13 protein-coding genes and 1 tRNA gene are annotated in these 16,473 nt (G+C 64.5%); 10 read left to right on the top strand and 4 right to left on the bottom strand.

Annotated features, from left to right (window positions below):
- Positions 1 to 201 precede the first annotated feature (201 nt).
- A complete protein-coding gene (gene mscL / locus ACE3SS_RS01945) occupies positions 202 to 621 on the bottom strand; it encodes a large conductance mechanosensitive channel protein MscL (protein WP_374590708.1) in 420 nt (139 codons plus the stop codon).
- 223 nt (positions 622 to 844) lie between these two features.
- On the opposite strand from mscL, the gene petA reads away from it, so the two are divergent.
- The 6 genes from petA (at position 845) to ACE3SS_RS01915 (ending at position 5,233) form a co-directional block, all read left to right on the top strand.
- Entirely contained in the window at positions 845 to 1,444 is a 600-nt protein-coding gene (gene petA / locus ACE3SS_RS01940) for a ubiquinol-cytochrome c reductase iron-sulfur subunit (protein WP_374590706.1), read from the top strand.
- A 43-nt stretch (positions 1,445 to 1,487) separates the two neighbouring features.
- Positions 1,488 to 2,972 (top strand): cytochrome bc complex cytochrome b subunit, encoded by a 1,485-nt coding sequence (locus tag ACE3SS_RS01935; protein ID WP_374590704.1) that lies wholly within the window; start codon positions 1,488 to 1,490, stop codon positions 2,970 to 2,972.
- Positions 2,973 to 2,990: 18 nt separating this feature from the next.
- Positions 2,991 to 3,758, top strand: a complete 768-nt coding sequence (locus ACE3SS_RS01930) for a cytochrome c1 (RefSeq protein ID WP_374590702.1) — start codon at positions 2,991 to 2,993, stop codon at positions 3,756 to 3,758.
- Between the two features lie 131 nt (positions 3,759 to 3,889).
- On the top strand, positions 3,890 to 4,501 hold the full coding sequence (locus ACE3SS_RS01925; RefSeq protein ID WP_374590700.1) for a glutathione S-transferase N-terminal domain-containing protein: 612 nt from the start codon (positions 3,890 to 3,892) through the stop codon (positions 4,499 to 4,501).
- Positions 4,502 to 4,521: 20 nt separating this feature from the next.
- Complete coding sequence (locus ACE3SS_RS01920) at positions 4,522 to 5,040, top strand: ClpXP protease specificity-enhancing factor (protein ID WP_374590698.1); 519 nt, start codon at positions 4,522 to 4,524, stop codon at positions 5,038 to 5,040.
- Positions 5,041 to 5,157: 117 nt separating this feature from the next.
- Positions 5,158 to 5,233 (top strand) — tRNA-Thr (locus ACE3SS_RS01915).
- A 123-nt stretch (positions 5,234 to 5,356) separates the two neighbouring features.
- Here ACE3SS_RS01915 and ACE3SS_RS01910 read toward each other — a convergent pair.
- Positions 5,357 to 5,674, bottom strand: coding sequence for a hypothetical protein (locus tag ACE3SS_RS01910; RefSeq protein ID WP_374590696.1), 318 nt, complete (start codon positions 5,672 to 5,674; stop codon positions 5,357 to 5,359).
- 15 nt (positions 5,675 to 5,689) lie between these two features.
- Here ACE3SS_RS01910 and ACE3SS_RS01905 point away from each other — a divergent pair, with 15 nt between their 5' ends.
- The 3 genes from ACE3SS_RS01905 (at position 5,690) to argJ (ending at position 10,942) form a co-directional block, all read left to right on the top strand.
- A complete protein-coding gene (locus ACE3SS_RS01905; protein ID WP_374590694.1) occupies positions 5,690 to 6,694 on the top strand; it encodes a M23 family metallopeptidase in 1,005 nt (334 codons plus the stop codon).
- Between the two features lie 129 nt (positions 6,695 to 6,823).
- On the top strand, positions 6,824 to 9,616 hold the full coding sequence (gene secA / locus ACE3SS_RS01900; RefSeq protein ID WP_374590692.1) for a preprotein translocase subunit SecA: 2,793 nt from the start codon (positions 6,824 to 6,826) through the stop codon (positions 9,614 to 9,616).
- A gap of 96 nt (positions 9,617 to 9,712) precedes the next feature.
- Positions 9,713 to 10,942 (top strand): bifunctional glutamate N-acetyltransferase/amino-acid acetyltransferase ArgJ, encoded by a 1,230-nt coding sequence (argJ, locus tag ACE3SS_RS01895; protein ID WP_374590690.1) that lies wholly within the window; start codon positions 9,713 to 9,715, stop codon positions 10,940 to 10,942.
- Positions 10,943 to 10,948: 6 nt separating this feature from the next.
- Here argJ and ACE3SS_RS01890 read toward each other — a convergent pair whose 3' ends face one another.
- Together ACE3SS_RS01890 and ugpQ are read right to left on the bottom strand one after the other, a co-directional pair.
- The gene (locus ACE3SS_RS01890; RefSeq protein WP_374590688.1) at positions 10,949 to 11,431 is read right to left on the bottom strand and encodes a hypothetical protein; all 483 of its coding nucleotides are present in this window, start codon (positions 11,429 to 11,431) and stop codon (positions 10,949 to 10,951) included.
- Between the two features lie 72 nt (positions 11,432 to 11,503).
- Complete coding sequence (gene ugpQ / locus ACE3SS_RS01885; protein ID WP_374590686.1) at positions 11,504 to 12,298, bottom strand: glycerophosphodiester phosphodiesterase; 795 nt, start codon at positions 12,296 to 12,298, stop codon at positions 11,504 to 11,506.
- 175 nt (positions 12,299 to 12,473) lie between these two features.
- On the opposite strand from ugpQ, the gene ACE3SS_RS01880 reads away from it, so the two are divergent.
- A complete protein-coding gene (locus ACE3SS_RS01880; RefSeq protein WP_374590684.1) occupies positions 12,474 to 16,466 on the top strand; it encodes a DUF3683 domain-containing protein in 3,993 nt (1,330 codons plus the stop codon).
- The last annotated feature ends 7 nt before the right edge of the window (positions 16,467 to 16,473 follow it).

The following is a 16,473-nucleotide window of genomic DNA, read 5'->3' as shown; positions in this document are numbered from 1 at the left end:
TCAATCACAGGCTACAGACTGAATATTGGTGCGCCCACACCGCAGAATGCGGCGAGCGACCGCCAACATGGCGGTTGTGAAGTATCCCCTCATTCCCGAGCCGTACGCATGGCAATACCGCACGGCTCGAACAAGGGCTCAGCCCCCTTATGGTTTCAAATTGCAACAAGTCACTTGCCGCCCGCCCTTCTTTCGACGCGGCTACTGCTTCTTGAGCGAATCGCGAATCTCGCGCAGCAACACGATGTCTTCGGGTGGCGCAGCCGGAGCCGACGGCGCTGCGGGCGCCTCATTCTTCAGGCGGTTGATCTGCTTGATCATCAAGAAAATGATGAACGCCAAGATCACGAAGTTCAGCGCCACCGTGATGAAGTTGCCATAGGCGAAGACCGCCCCGGCCTTCTTGGCTTCGGCCAAGGTCGTCGCATGCTGCCCCGACAACTGCACGAAATAGTTCGAGAAATCCAGTCCGCCAACCGCCATGCCCACCAGCGGCATGATGAGATCGTTGACCACCGAATCGACGATCTTGCCGAACGCGCCGCCAATGATCACGCCCACCGCCAGATCAACCACGTTGCCCTTGACCGCGAACTCCTTGAACTCGCTGACGAAACTCATGCAAACCTCCTGTTTCGGCCGGTGAACGCAACCGACCGTCTACACAAATGAAACAGCGTCAAGTATTCCTCAGTTGAAGGGGATGTCAACGAACCCCGCCACTTCATGAGCTCCATCAATACCTCAGGACAACGCAGCGGCATGCCCTTTTTTTCTCCCAGTCGGCTCCGTTAGAATGGGCGGTTGACCTCAAACCAAGCCCGAGACCTCCCAGAGGAAATAAATGAGTAACCAGCAAGTAGACAAGAGCCGCCGCACCTGGATGATGGCGACCTGCGCAGCTGGCGGCGTTGGCGGCCTTGCCACAGCCGTGCCCTTCGTCAGCACCTTCCAACCTTCCGAGCGCGCCAAGGCGGCCGGTGCCGCTGTCGAAGCCGACATCAGCAACCTCAAGCCCGGCGAGAAAATGACCGTCGAATGGCGCGGCAAGCCGGTGTGGATCGTCCGTCGCACGCCCGAGATGCTGGACTCGCTCAAGAAGACCGATCCTCTGGTGGCCGACCCGCTGTCCGAGCGCAAGCCGTCTGAAATCACCCCGATGGAGTCGTGCCGCAACGAGTGGCGCTCCATCAAGAAAGAGATCCTCGTCGTGGTTGGCATCTGCACCCACCTGGGCTGCTCGCCGAGCGACAAGTTCGTCCCCGGGCCCCAGGCGTCGCTCCCCGATGACTGGACAGGCGGCTTCCTGTGCCCCTGCCACGGCTCCACCTTCGATCTGGCCGGCCGCGTGTTCAAGAACAAGCCCGCCCCCGACAACCTCGAAGTGCCGCCCTACACCTTCTTGTCCGAAACCAAGCTGCTCATTGGCGAAGCCAAGGCTTGATCGGTCAGCAAATCCAATTTAGGCATTCAAGAGGCACCACAACATGGCTGAATTCAAAGAAGCGCCCGCCGATGCGCCGCTGGGCGTCAAGTTCATGACCTGGGTCGACAACCGGTTCCCGGCGACCAAGATGTACAAGGAGCACATGTCGGAGTACTACGCTCCGAAGAACTTCAACTTCTGGTACTTCTTCGGCTCGCTGGCCATGCTGGTGCTGGTGATCCAGATCGTGACCGGCATCTTCCTGGTCATGAACTACAAACCCGACGCCGCCGTGGCGTTCGCGTCGGTCGAGTACATCATGCGCGACGTCCCCTGGGGCTGGCTGGTGCGCTACATGCACTCCACCGGCGCGTCGGCCTTCTTCATCGTCGTGTATCTGCACATGTTCCGCGGCCTGATCTACGGCTCGTATCGCAAGCCGCGCGAACTGGTCTGGATCTTCGGCTGCATGATCTTCCTGTGCCTGATGGCCGAAGCCTTCATGGGCTACCTGCTGCCCTGGGGCCAGATGTCGTACTGGGGAGCCCAGGTGATCATCAACCTGTTCGCCGCCGTGCCCTTCGTCGGCCCGGACTTGGCCATCCTGATCCGCGGCGACTACGTCGTGGGCGACGCCACCCTGAACCGCTTCTTCAGCTTCCACGTCATCGCCGTACCGCTGGTGCTGCTGGGCCTGGTCGTGGCGCACATCATCGCTCTGCACGAAGTGGGGTCGAACAACCCGGACGGTATCGAGATCAAGGCCAAGAAGGACGCCAACGGCATTCCGCTCGACGGCATTCCCTTCCACCCCTACTACTCGGTGCATGACCTGCTGGGCGTGGGCTTCTTCCTGATGGCCTTCACCGCAGTGCTGTTCTTCGCGCCCGAAGGTGGTGGCTACTTCCTGGAAGCCAACAACTTCATCCCGGCCGATCCGCTCCAGACCCCGCCGCACATTGCCCCGGTCTGGTACTTCACGCCGTTCTACTCGATGCTGCGCGCCACCACCGACGTCATGACCGTGGTGTTCTCGATCCTGGTCGCCGGCTGCATCGTGATCACGCTGTTGAGCGGCAAGGTCTCCAGCACCACCAAGACCGTGACCTTCCTGGGGGGCGGCCTCGCCATTGCCCTGCTGGGCGGCCTGAAAGCGCTGCTGGCAACGCTGGGCATGAACAGCGTGCTGTCGCTGCTGGCCCACACCCCCGTGCTCAACCTGCTGCTGGGCTTCGACGCGAAGTTCTGGGGCGTGGTCGTGATGGGCGGCGCCGTGGTGATCCTGTTCTTCCTGCCCTGGCTGGACAACAGCCCGGTCAAGTCGATCCGCTATCGCCCGAGCTGGCACAAGTATGTGTACTTGGTGTTCGTGATCTACTTCGTGGTGCTGGGCTACCTGGGCATTCAACCGCCCTCGACCATCGGCACCATCATTTCGCAAATCGGCACCTTGCTCTACTTCGGTTTCTTCCTGCTGATGCCCTGGTGGAGCCAGTTGGGTCAGTTCAAGCCCGTGCCTGATCGGGTCACCTTTTCTGCCCACTGATCTCGCGGGAGCACAACGATGAAAAAAATCCTCGCACTCCTGCTGACCGCACTGGTCAGCCTGACCGCAGCTCACGCCAATCAAGGCGGCCCGGCCTGGGACAAATTCCCGACCGAGAAGGTCAACGACATGGCCGCCCTGCAAAACGGCGCCAAGCTGTTCGTCAACTACTGCCTGAACTGCCACCAAGCATCGTTCATGCGCTACACGCGTCTGCGCGATCTGGGCCTGACCGACGTGCAGATCAAGCAAAACCTGCTGTTCGCCACAGACAAAGTCGGTGAGACGATGAAGGTGTCGCTCGATCCGAAGCAAGCGAAGGCCTGGTTCGGCACGGTGCCGCCCGATCTGACCTTGGTGGCGCGCTCGCGTGCCGGCCATGGCGGCACCGGCTCCGACTACCTCTACACCTATCTGCGCCAGTTCTACCGCGACGACTCGCGTCCGACCGGCTGGAACAACCTCGTGTTCCCCAACGTCGGCATGCCGCACGTGCTGTGGGAGTTGCAAGGTGAGCGCACCGCCAAGTTCGTCGAGAAGGAAGATCCGCACGAGCACGGCAAGAAGGTTCAAGAATTCGAAGGCTTCGAACAACTGACGCCCGGCACTTTGACGGAAGCCCAGTTCAACGACTCCATCGCGGATCTGGTCGCTTACATGCAGTGGATGTCCGAGCCGGTGCAGCAAGATCGCGTACGCATCGGCGTGGGCGTGATGCTGTTCCTGCTGGTCTTCACGTTCATCGCCTGGCGCTTGAACGCGGCCTACTGGAAAGACATCAAGTAAGCCGACATCGCTGACTGCACCCCGCAGTCAGCAAGTTGCGGAGTGGCGCCTGACCGGCCCACTCCGTTTGTGTTTTGTATGGATTCAAACGTCGGCATCTAGCTGGCGTGCTCACACAGGAGCCCCACACCATGATGGTGCTGTATTCCGGAACGACCTGCCCCTATTCGCACCGCTGCCGCTTCGTGCTGTTCGAGAAGGGCATGGACTTCGAAATCCGCGATGTCGACATCTTCGCCAAACCCGAAGACATCGCATTGATGAACCCGTACAACGAAGTGCCGATCCTGGTCGAGCGCGACCTGATCCTGTACGAATCGCACATCATCAACGAGTACATCGACGAGCGCTTCCCACACCCGCAGCTGATGCCGGGCGACCCGGTGGCGCGCGCTCGCGTCCGACTGTTCCTGCTGAATTTCGAGAAGGAGCTGTTCGCTCACGTGAACCTGCTCGAAGGACGCGGCGTCAAGGCCACCGACAAGCAGCTCGAAAAGGCCCGTTCGCAGATCCGCGACCGCCTGACGCAGCTCGCCCCGATCTTCTTGAAGAACAAGTACATGCTGGGCGACGACTTCTCGATGCTCGACGTGGCCATCGCTCCCCTGCTGTGGCGCCTCGACTACTACGGCATCGAACTGTCGAAGAATGCGTTGCCGCTGCTGAAGTACGCCGAGCGCATCTTCTCTCGCCCGGCCTACATCGAAGCGCTGACGCCGTCCGAAAAAGTGATGCGCAAGTAACCGCAGCCCGCTCCGCAACGATGGACTCTCCGGCAGCCCCCGAAGCTCAAGGCACCTCGACCCGGCCTTACCTGATCCGCGCCCTGCACGACTGGTGCACGGACAACGGTTTCACGCCGTATCTGGCCGTTTACGTGGACAACTCCGTCCAGGTGCCGGTCGAATACGTGAAGAACAACGAGATCGTGCTCAACGTGAGCTTCGAGGCCACCAGCGGTCTCAGCCTGGGTAACGAGACCATCGAGTTCCGCGCCCGCTTCGGCGGCGTGGCACGCGACATCATCGTGCCCATCGACCACGTCATCGCCATCTACGCGCGGGAAAACGGCCAGGGCATGGCCTTCCCGGTGCCGACCGAGTCGGGCGACGCCGACAACGATGAGGATGGAGAAAGCGGAGCTGACGAAGAGAGCGCCGGAGCACCAGGGTTGCGACTCGCCACCACGACGGACGGCGAATCGTCGGATGAGCAACCTGATCACCCGCCGCCCGGGCCACCTCCCGCAGGCAACCGACCGTCGCTCAAGCGCATCAAATAGATTTGCCCGCGCTGAAAGCCCGCACACGCCGGGCAGCCGCGCCGTAGAATGCGGGCCGTTCCATCACGTTGCCTGGCACTGCACCCTTCGAGGTCACAGCGCCGCCAAACAGGCCACGCCGGCTTAGCTCAGTTGGTAGAGCACCCGCCTTGTAAGCGGTAGGTCGTCAGTTCGAATCCGACAGCCGGCACCACCCCCTCCCTTCACTCCCGCTCGACGGCACACGCCAGTCAAAAATATGGCATTCGCATTCGCATGACCGCAGCGGGCCGGTTACGCGCTGTTGCGCTCGGACACCGCTCGCGGTGCACCATGGTCACCGGCCGGATTGAATCCGTATCCGTATTGCGCTAACCTGCCAGCCCCGCTGACGCAGGGCATCCTCCATCAAGGGCTGCCACTGTCGCAGTTTGGCGGCGACAGCGCTGGAGCGCACCATCAGCGTCCATCCGGTGTCATCAACAGGGCCCGCCGTCAACTGGCTGGACAAAGCCACCGGCAGCAGCGCGCGCACGATTTGCAACCGCTCGTTGGACTCGGCGATGCGCCGCTGCAGACTCTGCAGCACATCGGAATGCGACAGTGCATCCGCCAGGGTGTGCGGGTCGGGAATCGAGCGGTCGGGGCGGGTCATGTCAGGAGTTTATCGATGCAGATCTTGATCACGAACTCGGGGCCGGGCCGCACGCGGGCGCTGTCGTTCAGCGGCTGGCAGTTGGCCGGCATCGGCACGGCTCTCGGTTTGGCGATGTTGCTGCTCTCGGGCGTGGTCTATCACTTCGTCCTGCTCAAGGCCGCGCGCGAACGCTGGCCCGTGGTCAGCCAGATCGTCAGCTTCGTGGTGCGCGACGAGTTTGCCCAGCGTGATCGCTACATGCGCGAGAACCTTGACGCCATGGCACAGAAGGTGGGCGAAATGCAGGCCAATATCGTCAAGCTCGAGGCCATGGGCGAGCGAGTATCGGGTCTGGCTGGCATCAAACCCGAAGAATGGCGTGACACGGGCGCAAAACCCGCCACTGCCGCGCCACCCACCACCCCCCAGAAAAAAACCGCTGCGCCGGGCTCGGGCGGCCCGTTCGTGCCCGCTTCGATCGACCAGGTGCGCTCGGCTGACGATCTCACCCACCTGCTGGCCACCCTGGACGAAGAAGTGGCCCAGCAATCCGATGTGTTCACCCTGATCGAGTCCCGCCTGTTCGAAAAGCGCCTGACGGCCCTGATGATCCCGAGCAGCGCACCCATCGTCGGCCCGATCGGCTCCGGTTTCGGATTCCGCATCGACCCCTTCACGCACCGATCAGCCTTGCACACGGGGCTGGACTTTCCGGCTGACGTGGGTACCCCGGTCGGCGCCGCCGCGGGCGGGATGGTCATCGCGGCCGAGGTTCACCCTCAATATGGCCAGATGGTCGAGATCGACCACGGCAATGGCCTGGTTACCCGCTATGGGCACGCCTCGCAACTGCTTGTGAAGCAAGGTGACCTGGTGAAACGCGGCCAGAAGATCGCGCTGGTTGGCACCTCGGGCCGCTCCACCGGCCCGCATCTGCATTTCGAGGTGCTGGTTGACGGGGTGCAGCAAAACCCCGCCAAGTTCCTGGCCGGTCAGATCCCACCCGAAAGCCACGCCGTTCAACAAGCGGCGCGCTGATCCGGCGCCGGCGGCAGACGTCAAGATCCGTCATCCCCGGGTGCTACACTTTTTGGCTTTGGCCGCTTCGCGTACCGCTGGTGCGCTGACGCTTCGCGCCGATCCAATTTTTCCGAACCCTCACGTCGCATGTTGCCCAACCTTCTCACCCAGATTTTCGGTAGCCGAAACGAACGACTGCTCAAGCAGTACCGGCGCGTGGTCGAGAAGATCGCCGCGCTCGAGCCCGCGCTTGAAAAGCTCAGCGACGAGCAATTGCAGGCCAAGACCGTCGAGTTCAAAGATCGCCTGACCAAGGGCGCGACGCTCGACGACATCCTGCCCGAGGCCTTTGCCGTCGTGCGCGAGGGCGGCAAGCGCGTCTTCAAGATGCGCCACTTCGATGTGCAGATGCTCGGCGGCATGACGCTGAACGCTGGCAAGATCGCCGAAATGCGGACCGGCGAAGGCAAGACGCTGATGGCCACGCTGCCGGTCTACCTCAATGCCCTCACCGGCAAGGGTGTGCACGTGGTGACGGTGAACGACTACCTTGCACGCCGCGACGCGGAGTGGATGGGCAAGCTCTACAACTTCCTGGGCTTGACCGTGGGCGTGAACCTGTCGCAGTTGTCGCGCGAGGCCAAGCAGGCAGCCTACAACGCCGACATCACCTACGGCACCAATAACGAGTTCGGCTTCGACTACCTGCGCGACAACATGGTCTACGAGGCCGTCGACCGCGTGCAGCGTGGCTTGGCCTACGCCATCGTCGACGAAGTGGACTCGATCCTGATCGACGAGGCTCGCACGCCGCTGATCATCAGCGGCCAGGCCGAAGACCACACCGAGCTGTATCAGCGCATCAACCTCGTCGTGCCCAAGCTCAAGAAGCAGATCGGCGAGGCCGACCCGCGCACCGGCGAGGGCGTGATCGAGCCGGGCGACTTCACGGCCGATGAGAAGTCGCGCCAGGTCTTCCTGACCGAAGAAGGCCACGAGAACGCCGAACGGCTGCTGGCCGAGGCGGGTTTGCTGCCCGAGGGTGCCAGCCTGTACGACGCCGGCAACATTTCGCTGATGCATCACCTGTATGCGGCGCTGCGGGCGCATCACCTGTTCCACCGCGACCAGCATTACGTGGTGCAAGTGGGTGAACGCGGCGTGCCCGAAGTCATCATCGTCGACGAATTCACCGGCCGACTGATGGCCGGACGCCGTTGGTCGGATGGCCTGCACCAGGCTGTCGAGGCCAAGGAAGGCGTTGACATCCAGGCCGAGAACCAGACGCTGGCTTCGATCACGTTCCAGAACTACTTCCGCATGTACGGCAAGCTGGCCGGCATGACCGGCACGGCCGACACCGAAGCCTACGAGTTCCAGGAGATCTACGGCCTCGAAACGGTCGTGATTCCGCCGAATCGCCCCACGCAGCGCAACGATCAGCTCGACCTGATCTACAAGACCGCCCGCGAAAAGTACACCGCGCTGATCGTCGACATCCGCGACTGCTATGAGCGCGGCCAGCCCGTGCTGGTCGGCACCACCTCGATCGAAAACTCGGAGCTGGTGTCGAATCTGCTGAACCAGGCTCAATTGCCGCATCAGGTGCTCAACGCCAAGCAGCACGCCCGCGAGGCCGAGGTGGTGGCGCAGGCCGGTCGTCCGAAGATGATCACCATCGCGACCAACATGGCCGGTCGCGGCACCGACATCGTGCTGGGCGGCAACGTCGAGAAGCAGGTGCAGATGATCGAAGCCGACGAAGCACTCGACGGCGACGCCAAGGCGCAGAAGATCGAGCAGCTCAAGAGCGAATGGCAAGGCCTGCACGAGCAGGTCAAGGCCCTCGGCGGCCTGCGCATCATCGCCACCGAGCGCCACGAATCGCGCCGCATCGACAACCAGCTGCGAGGCCGTGCCGGCCGCCAGGGCGACCCGGGCTCGTCGCGCTTCTACCTGTGCCTCGAAGACCCGCTGATGCGCATCTTCGCCGGCGATCGCGTCAAGGCGATCATGGAGCGCCTGAAGATGCCGGACGGCGAGGCCATCGAGGCCCGCATGGTGTCGCGCTCGATCGAGAGCGCGCAGCGCAAGGTCGAGGCCCGCAACTTCGACATCCGCAAGCAGCTGCTCGAGTACGACGACGCGTCGAACGACCAGCGCAAGGTGATCTACCAGCAACGCAACGAGATCCTCGAAGCGGTGGGCACCGAAGAGCAGATCACGCACCTGCGCCGCGGCGCACTGACCGATGTGGTGCACACCTTCGTGCCCGCCAACTCGGTCGAAGAGCAGTGGGACCTGCCCTCGCTTGAAAAAGTGCTGCGCGACGAATGGCACGTCGAGGTCGAGCTGCAATCGTGGGTCGAAAGCGCCGAAGCTGTCACCGACGAAGATGTGGTCGAGCGCGTGGTCGAAGCAGCCAACGCGGCCTTCGACGCCAAGGTGGCGCAAGTGGGCCGCGAGCAGTTCGCCGGCTTCGAGCGCATGATGCTGCTGCAGTCCATCGACAGCCACTGGCGCGAGCACCTCGCGGCGCTCGATTACCTGCGCCAGGGCATCCACCTGCGCGGCTACGCCCAGAAGAACCCGAAGCAGGAATACAAGCGCGAGGCCTTCGAGCTGTTCCGCATGCTGCTCGACTCGGTGAAGATGGAAGTCACGCGCTCCCTGCTCACCGTACGCATCCAGACCCGCGAAGAAGCCGAGCGCGCCGCAGCCGCCATCGAGGCCCAGGGCGAGCACTTCAGCAACGTCACCTACACGCACCCGACCGACGACGGCGGCGTGGCGGTGGAGTCGGAAGCCGAGGCCAAGGAAGTCGTGCAACGGCTGGCGCAACAGGCCTTGGCCAACCAGGTGCCGCGCGTGGGCCGCAACGACCCCTGCCCTTGCGGCAGCGGCAAGAAATACAAACAATGCCACGGCCAGCTCGCCTGACCCGCGGCACCCACCCGGCGACCGCGCCGATCCGTTGAGCACAGGGGCCGCGAGGCCCCTTGCTCATTGCAGACCACCTCTCACCGCAACACCACCATGCCCGTCAATCTCTCTGCCCCCAACGCCGCTGACCTCCACCCCGTGCCAGGCCTGAAGCTGGGCATCGCGATGGCCGGCGTGCGCAAGGCCAACCGCAAGGACCTCGCCGTGATCGCGCTGGAGCCCGGCGCAGCCGTGGCGGGCGTGTTCACGCTCAACCGCTTTTGCGCGGCACCGGTGCAGGTGTCGCGCGAGCATCTGGCCAGCGGGCAGGAAATTCGTGCGCTGGTGATCAACACCGGCAACGCCAACGCCGGCACCGGGGCTGATGGCCTGGCGCGCGCCCGCTCCACCTGCGACGCGCTGGCCGCGCAGTTGAAGATCAGCCCGCAGCAGGTGCTGCCGTTCTCGACCGGCGTGATCATGGAAACGCTGCCCACCGAGCGCATCGCCGCCGGCCTGCCAGCCGCCCTGGCCGACCTGCGCGCCGACAATTGGGCCAACGCTGCCGAGGGCATCATGACCACCGACACGCTGCCCAAGGCGGTGTCGCGCCAAGTGCAGATCGGCGGCGCGACCGTCACCGTGACCGGCATCTCGAAGGGCGCCGGCATGATCCGCCCCAACATGGCGACGATGCTCGGCTTCGTGGCCACCGACGCCCAGATCGCGCCGGCGCTGCTGCAAGGCTTGGTGAAAGATGCAGCCGATCAGTCGTTCAACCGCGTGACGATCGACGGCGACACCTCGACCAACGATTCGTTCGTGCTGATCGCGACGCGCCAGGCGGCCCACGCCGAGATCACCAGTTGGGACTCAGCCGAGGGGCAGGCCCTGCGCGCGGCGGTGTTTGAGGTCTCGCGTCTGCTGGCACAGGCCATCGTGCGCGATGGCGAAGGCGCCACCAAGTTCATCACCGTGGAGGTGGAAGGCGGGCGCAACGAAGCCGAGTGCCTGCAGGTGGCTTATGCGATCGGCCACTCGCCGCTCGTCAAGACCGCGTTCTTCGCCAGCGACCCGAACCTGGGCCGCATCCTGGCCGCCGTGGGTTACGCGGGCATTGCCGACCTCGACCAGAGCCTGATCGAGCTGCATCTGGACGACGTGCATGTGGCGTCCCGGGGCGGGCGCCACCCGAGCTATCGCGAAGAAGACGGCCAGCGCGTGATGAAGCAAAGCGAGATCACGGTGCGCGTGGGCTTGAGCCGCGGCACGGCGCAGGCCACCGTGTGGACCTGCGACTTCTCGCACGACTACGTGACGATCAACGCCGATTACCGGAGTTGAAGTCACTCAAGGCTGGCGACCATCGATGATGGCCTCCATGCGCTTGTCCTTCAGCTCTTGAAGCTTGGCGGCCTCGGCCGGATCGTTCAACAGCTCGCGAGCGTTGGGAATGGAACTCTTCTTGGACGACGCCGCGCCATCAAGGTTGGTCTTCATCGTGGTCACAGCGCCACCACCCATCTCGGCGTACTTCGTGCCGGGCGGGCACTCTTCCATGGTGTAGGTGGTGCTGCCACCGCCCACGCATTTGTGCATGCCGCCGGCGCGGGCCTTGGGCCGTTCGCCGGCAGACGGCGCCGCTTGCTGCATCTCGCGGGTAATGCGCTGACCCAGATCCTCGGCATGCGAGACGGCCTCCGTGGCCGATTCGGCGGCCTGTTCGACGGGAGCCGGCAGCGCAGGCGCTTTCACGATGCGGTGCTTGAAGACAAAGCCGGCGCCCAGCAGCAGAACGACAAAAAATGCAACGAGCCGGATGTTCGATCCCAATTTCTTCTCCCTGGACAAGGTTGACGCAACATTTTGAAACGGGCGCATCGTGCCACCGCCCGGCGCTCGCGCCTAGCCCCCAAAACGTCGGCCCCCCTTGGCTGCAGGGGCCAGCGGCCGCCCCCCCGGACCCAGGCTGTCTATCGCGTCGGTGATCAGCCCGGCAATGCCCAGGCCCTGCAGCCGCTCAACCTCGGCCGGGTCGTTGACCGTGTAGCTCAGCACCCGCCAGCCGGCGGCCCGCGCCAGCTCGAAGACGCCAGCGTCCAGCACCCGCCAGTTGCCGACGATGGCGACCACGCCCAATTCGCGCGCCACCTCGTGCCAGCCGGCCCAGAGCTTGTCGAGCAGCAGGGCGCGCGGCAGATCAGGTGCGACGCGCTGGGCCGCGCGCAGGGCGTCGGGCTCGAACGACGACAGCAGCGGCGGCACAGACTGACCACCCCACCAGCGCGCCGCCGCCTCGGCCACCCCCGCGCCGGTTTCGGCCTCCTGCCCCGGCGTGGGCTTGATCTCGACGTTCAACGCGCACCCCAGCTCGATCACCAGCCTGGCAATCTGCTCAAAACTGGGCAACGGCTCGCCGGCGTAGGTGCTGCCGTGCCAACTGCCGGCATCCAGCTCGGCCAGATCGGGCCAGGGCCAATCGGCAGCCCGCCCCTGGCCGCTGGTGGTGCGCTCGAGCGTGGCGTCGTGCAGCAAGAAGGGCACGCCGTCAGCGCTGAGCTTGACGTCGCACTCGAACATGCGAAAGCCGTGCTGCGCGCCAAGCCGGAAGGCGGCCACGGTGTTTTCAGGCGCGAGTTTGCCGGCGCCACGATGGGCGATCCACAGGGGATAAGGCCATGGCGTGCTGAGGGGCTTCATGAGCGGGCATTGTGCGGCGAATCAGCCCGCCGCGGTGTAGGGCTGACGCGGCCCGGGCGGGCGAACGGCAAGCGCCCTGCGGTACCATTCGGCCTCAGGCGCGCGACCGCATTCCGCCTGCCCGGAAGCGGTCTTTTCATCGTCCTGCGCGCCTGGAGCAACGAACCGCGAGCACATGAACGCACCGCTCCTCCTCACCCCCTCCGATTCCGCCGCTGTCGGCCAAGCACACGGCGCTCCGCGCCTGCGCGAGATCCCTTACAACTACACCTCGTTCTCGGATCGCGAAATCGTCATCCGCCTGCTGGGCCCGCGGGCGTGGGAGATCCTGCTGCGCCTGCGCCAGGAGCGCAACACCGGGCGCTCGGCGCGCATGCTCTACGAGGTGTTGGGCGACATCTGGGTAGTGCAACGCAACCCGTATCTGCAAGACGATCTGCTCGACAACCCCAAGCGCCGCGCCCAGCTGATCGAGGCGCTGCAGCACCGTCTGCACGAGATCGACAAGCGTCGCACGCCCAGCGCCGACGCGCAACGCGACGTGGCCGTGGGTGAATTGCTGGCCGACGCGCGGGTGGCGGTTGATCAATTCGCGCAGCACTTCGACGACGTGGCCGCGCTGCGCCAACGCGCGCGCAAGGTGCTGGGCAAGCAGACCGCGAAAGACAACATCAAGTTCGACGGCCTGAGCCGCGTCTCGCACGTCACCGACGCCACCGACTGGCGCGTCGAATACCCGTTCGTGGTGCTCACGCCCGACACCGAGGCCGAGATGGCCGGGCTGGTGGCGGCCTGCATCGATCTGGGTCTGACCATCGTGCCGCGCGGGGGCGGCACCGGCTACACCGGCGGCGCCGTGCCGCTCACCTGGAAGAGCGCCGTCATCAACACCGAAAAGCTGGATCAGCTCACCGAGGTCGAGCCGGTCGATCTGCCCGGCATCGATCACAAGGTGCCGACGATCTGGACGGGCGCCGGCGTGGTTACGCAGCGGGTGGCTGACGCCGCGGAACGCGCCGGATTCGTCTTCGCGGTCGACCCCACCAGCGCCGAGGCCAGCTGCATCGGCGGCAACGTCGCCATGAACGCCGGCGGCAAGAAGGCCGTGCTGTGGGGCACCGCGCTCGACAACCTCGCGAGCTGGAAGATGGTGACACCCGACGCCAAGTGGCTCGAGGTCGTCCGCCTGAACCACAACCTCGGCAAGATCCACGACGTGGCCGTGGCCAGCTTCGAGCTGCGCTACTTCGACGCCACCGGCACCAAGCTGCAACGCACCGAGCGGCTCGACATCCCGGGCAGCGTGTTTCGCAAAGAAGGGCTGGGCAAGGACGTCACCGACAAATTCCTCGCCGGCCTGCCCGGCGTGCAGAAAGAAGGTTGCGACGGCCTGATCACCAGCGCGCGCTGGGTGGTGCACCGCATGCCCAAGCATGTGCGTACCGTGTGCCTCGAATTCTTCGGCAACCCCACCGAAGGCGTGCCCTCGATCGTCGAGATCAAGGACTTCATGTTTGCCGAGATGAAGCAGCCCGGCGGCGCCATCCTGGCCGGACTCGAACACCTCGACGACCGCTACCTGCGCGCCGTGGGTTACGCCACCAAGAGCAAGCGCAACGTGGGCGGCAACGGCCTGCCCAAGATGGTGCTGGTGGGCGACATCGTCGGCGACGACGAAGACCGCGTCGCCAAGGCCACCAGCGAAGTGATCCGCCTGGCCAACGGCCGCAGCGGCGAAGGCTTCGTGGCCGTGAGCGCCGATGCGCGCAAGAAGTTCTGGGCCGACCGCAAGCGCACCGCCGCCATCGCCAAGCACACCAACGCCTTCAAGGTCAACGAAGATGTGGTGATCCCGCTGCCGCGCATGGGCGAGTACACGCTGGGCATCGAGCGCATCAACATCGAGCTGAGCTTGCGCAACAAGCTGGCGCTGGTCGGTGCCTTGCAGGCATTCTTGCAAGGCGGCACCCTGCCTATGGGCAAGACCGAAGACGCCGAAGAACTGCCCAGCACCGAGCAGTTGGCCGAGAAGGTCGACGCCGCGCTGGCCCAGCTCGATGCCGTGCGCGCGCGCTGGCAGTTTCTGTACGACCACATCGACACCCCGCTGGCCACGGTCGACGCGACGCTGCAAAGCCTGGGCTACGAGCAGCACCGCAACGGCACCTACACGCCGTCCGCCGGCGACACGGTATTCAACCTGCTGCAAACCTGGGCGATCCGCGCCAGCTGGAAGCGCGAGATACGCGACGCACTCGCCACGATCTTCAACGGCGCCGCGTTGCGCCCGATCGTCGATGAGCTCAAGCGCATCCACAAGCAAGTGCTGCGCGGCCGCGTGTGGGTGGCCCTGCACATGCACGCCGGCGACGGCAACGTGCACACCAACATCCCCGTCAACTCCGACAACTACGAGATGCTGCAGACGGCGCACGAAGCCGTGGCGCGCATCATGAAGCTGGCGCGCAGCCTCGACGGCGTGATCTCGGGCGAGCACGGCATCGGCATCACCAAGCTCGAATTCTTGAGCGACGACGAGATCGCGCAGTTCGCCGCCTACAAGGCGAAGGTCGACCCCGAGGGACGCTTCAACAAGGGCAAGCTGCTGCGCGGCGCGGCGCTCGACAAATTGGGCGACGACGTGCGGGCCGCCGACCTCACCAATGCCTACACGCCGAGCTTCGGCCTGATGGGGCACGAGTCGCTGATCATGCAGCAGAGCGACATCGGCGACATCACCGCGTCGATCAAGGACTGTCTGCGCTGCGGCAAGTGCAAGCCGGTGTGCGCCACGCACGTGCCGCGCGCCAACCTGCTCTACAGCCCGCGCAACAAGATCCTGGCCACCTCGCTGCTGGCCGAGGCCTTTTTGTACGAAGAGCAAACGCGCCGCGGCGTGTCGATCAAGCACTGGGCCGAGTTTGAAGACGTGGCCGACCACTGCACGCTCTGCCACAAGTGCTACGCGCCCTGCCCGGTCAAGATCGACTTTGGCGACGTGACGATGGCCATGCGCAAGCTGCTCGTCAAGCTCGACAAGAAGACTTTCCGCCCCGCTGGCGCGGCTGGCATGCTGATGCTCAACACCAACAACCCGCAGACGATCAAGATCGTGCGCAGCGCGTTGGTCGATGTGGCCATGCCACTGCAACGCCTGGGCAACGAGATTCTCAAACCGCTGGGCCGCAAGCAGACCAGCGCGCCTCCGGCATCGGCGGGCGCCGCGCCGATCAAAGAGCAGATCATCCACTTCGTCAACAAGAAAATGCCCGGCGGCCTGCCCACCAAGACGGCCCGGGCGCTGCTCGACATCGAAGACAAGGACTACGTCCCCATCATCCGCGACCCCAAGGGCACGACGGTGGACAGCGAGGCAGTGTTCTACTTCCCGGGCTGCGGCTCGGAGCGCCTGTTCTCGCAAGTCGGCCTGGCCACGCAGGCCATGCTGTGGCACGCGGGCGTGCAAACCGTGCTGCCACCGGGCTACCTGTGCTGCGGCTACCCGCAGCGCGGCGCGGGGCAAGCCGACAAGGCCGACAAGATGATCACCGACAACCGGGTGCTCTTCCACCGCATGGCCAACACGCTCAACTACCTCGACATCAAGACGGTGGTGGTGAGTTGCGGCACCTGCTACGACCAGCTGCAGGGCTATCAGTTCGACAAGATCTTCCCGGGCTGCCGCATCGTCGACATCCACGAGTTCCTGCTCGAAAAAGGCATCACCCTGCCCCGGCCTGGCGGGTATCTCTTCCACGATCCCTGCCACAGCCCGATGAAGCAGCAAGACCCCATGAAAACGGTCAAGGCGCTGCTGGGCGATGGCGTGATCAAGTCCGATCGTTGCTGCGGCGAGGCGGGCACGCTGGCCGTCAACCGGCCCGATGTGTCCACGCAGATCCGCTATCGCAAAGAAGAAGAGATCCGCAAAGGCGAGGCCGAGTTGCGCAGCAAGGGCCTCATCGGCGCGCAAGACAACGTCAAGATCCTCACCTCGTGCCCGGCCTGCCTGCAGGGCCTGAGCCGCTACGTCGACGACGCGCAGACCGGCCTGCTCGAAGCCGACTACATCGTCATCGAGATGGCCAGGCAGATCCTGGGCGACGACTGGATGCGCAACTACGTGGACCGCGCCAACGCCGGCGGCATCGAACGAGTCCTGGTATGACCCACCC

Origin of the sequence: Aquabacterium sp. (genome assembly GCF_041915145.1) — a bacterium.
Taxonomy (GTDB): Bacteria; Pseudomonadota; Gammaproteobacteria; order Burkholderiales; family Burkholderiaceae_C; genus Aquabacterium.
Note: the sequence above shows the minus strand (reverse complement) of the source record. Positions and strands in the feature narration are given on the sequence as shown.

Coding starts and splice junctions, on each gene's coding strand:
- secA (WP_374590692.1), top strand. CDS start 6,824: ATGTTGCCCAACCTTCTCACCCAGATTTTCGGTAGCCGAAACGAACGA.
- ACE3SS_RS01910 (WP_374590696.1), bottom strand. CDS start 5,674: ATGACCCGCCCCGACCGCTCGATTCCCGACCCGCACACCCTGGCGGAT.
- ACE3SS_RS01935 (WP_374590704.1), top strand. CDS start 1,488: ATGGCTGAATTCAAAGAAGCGCCCGCCGATGCGCCGCTGGGCGTCAAG.
- ACE3SS_RS01930 (WP_374590702.1), top strand. CDS start 2,991: ATGAAAAAAATCCTCGCACTCCTGCTGACCGCACTGGTCAGCCTGACC.
- mscL (WP_374590708.1), bottom strand. CDS start 621: ATGAGTTTCGTCAGCGAGTTCAAGGAGTTCGCGGTCAAGGGCAACGTG.
- ACE3SS_RS01880 (WP_374590684.1), top strand. CDS start 12,474: ATGAACGCACCGCTCCTCCTCACCCCCTCCGATTCCGCCGCTGTCGGC.
- petA (WP_374590706.1), top strand. CDS start 845: ATGAGTAACCAGCAAGTAGACAAGAGCCGCCGCACCTGGATGATGGCG.
- ACE3SS_RS01925 (WP_374590700.1), top strand. CDS start 3,890: ATGATGGTGCTGTATTCCGGAACGACCTGCCCCTATTCGCACCGCTGC.
- ugpQ (WP_374590686.1), bottom strand. CDS start 12,298: ATGAAGCCCCTCAGCACGCCATGGCCTTATCCCCTGTGGATCGCCCAT.
- argJ (WP_374590690.1), top strand. CDS start 9,713: ATGCCCGTCAATCTCTCTGCCCCCAACGCCGCTGACCTCCACCCCGTG.
- ACE3SS_RS01905 (WP_374590694.1), top strand. CDS start 5,690: ATGCAGATCTTGATCACGAACTCGGGGCCGGGCCGCACGCGGGCGCTG.
- ACE3SS_RS01920 (WP_374590698.1), top strand. CDS start 4,522: ATGGACTCTCCGGCAGCCCCCGAAGCTCAAGGCACCTCGACCCGGCCT.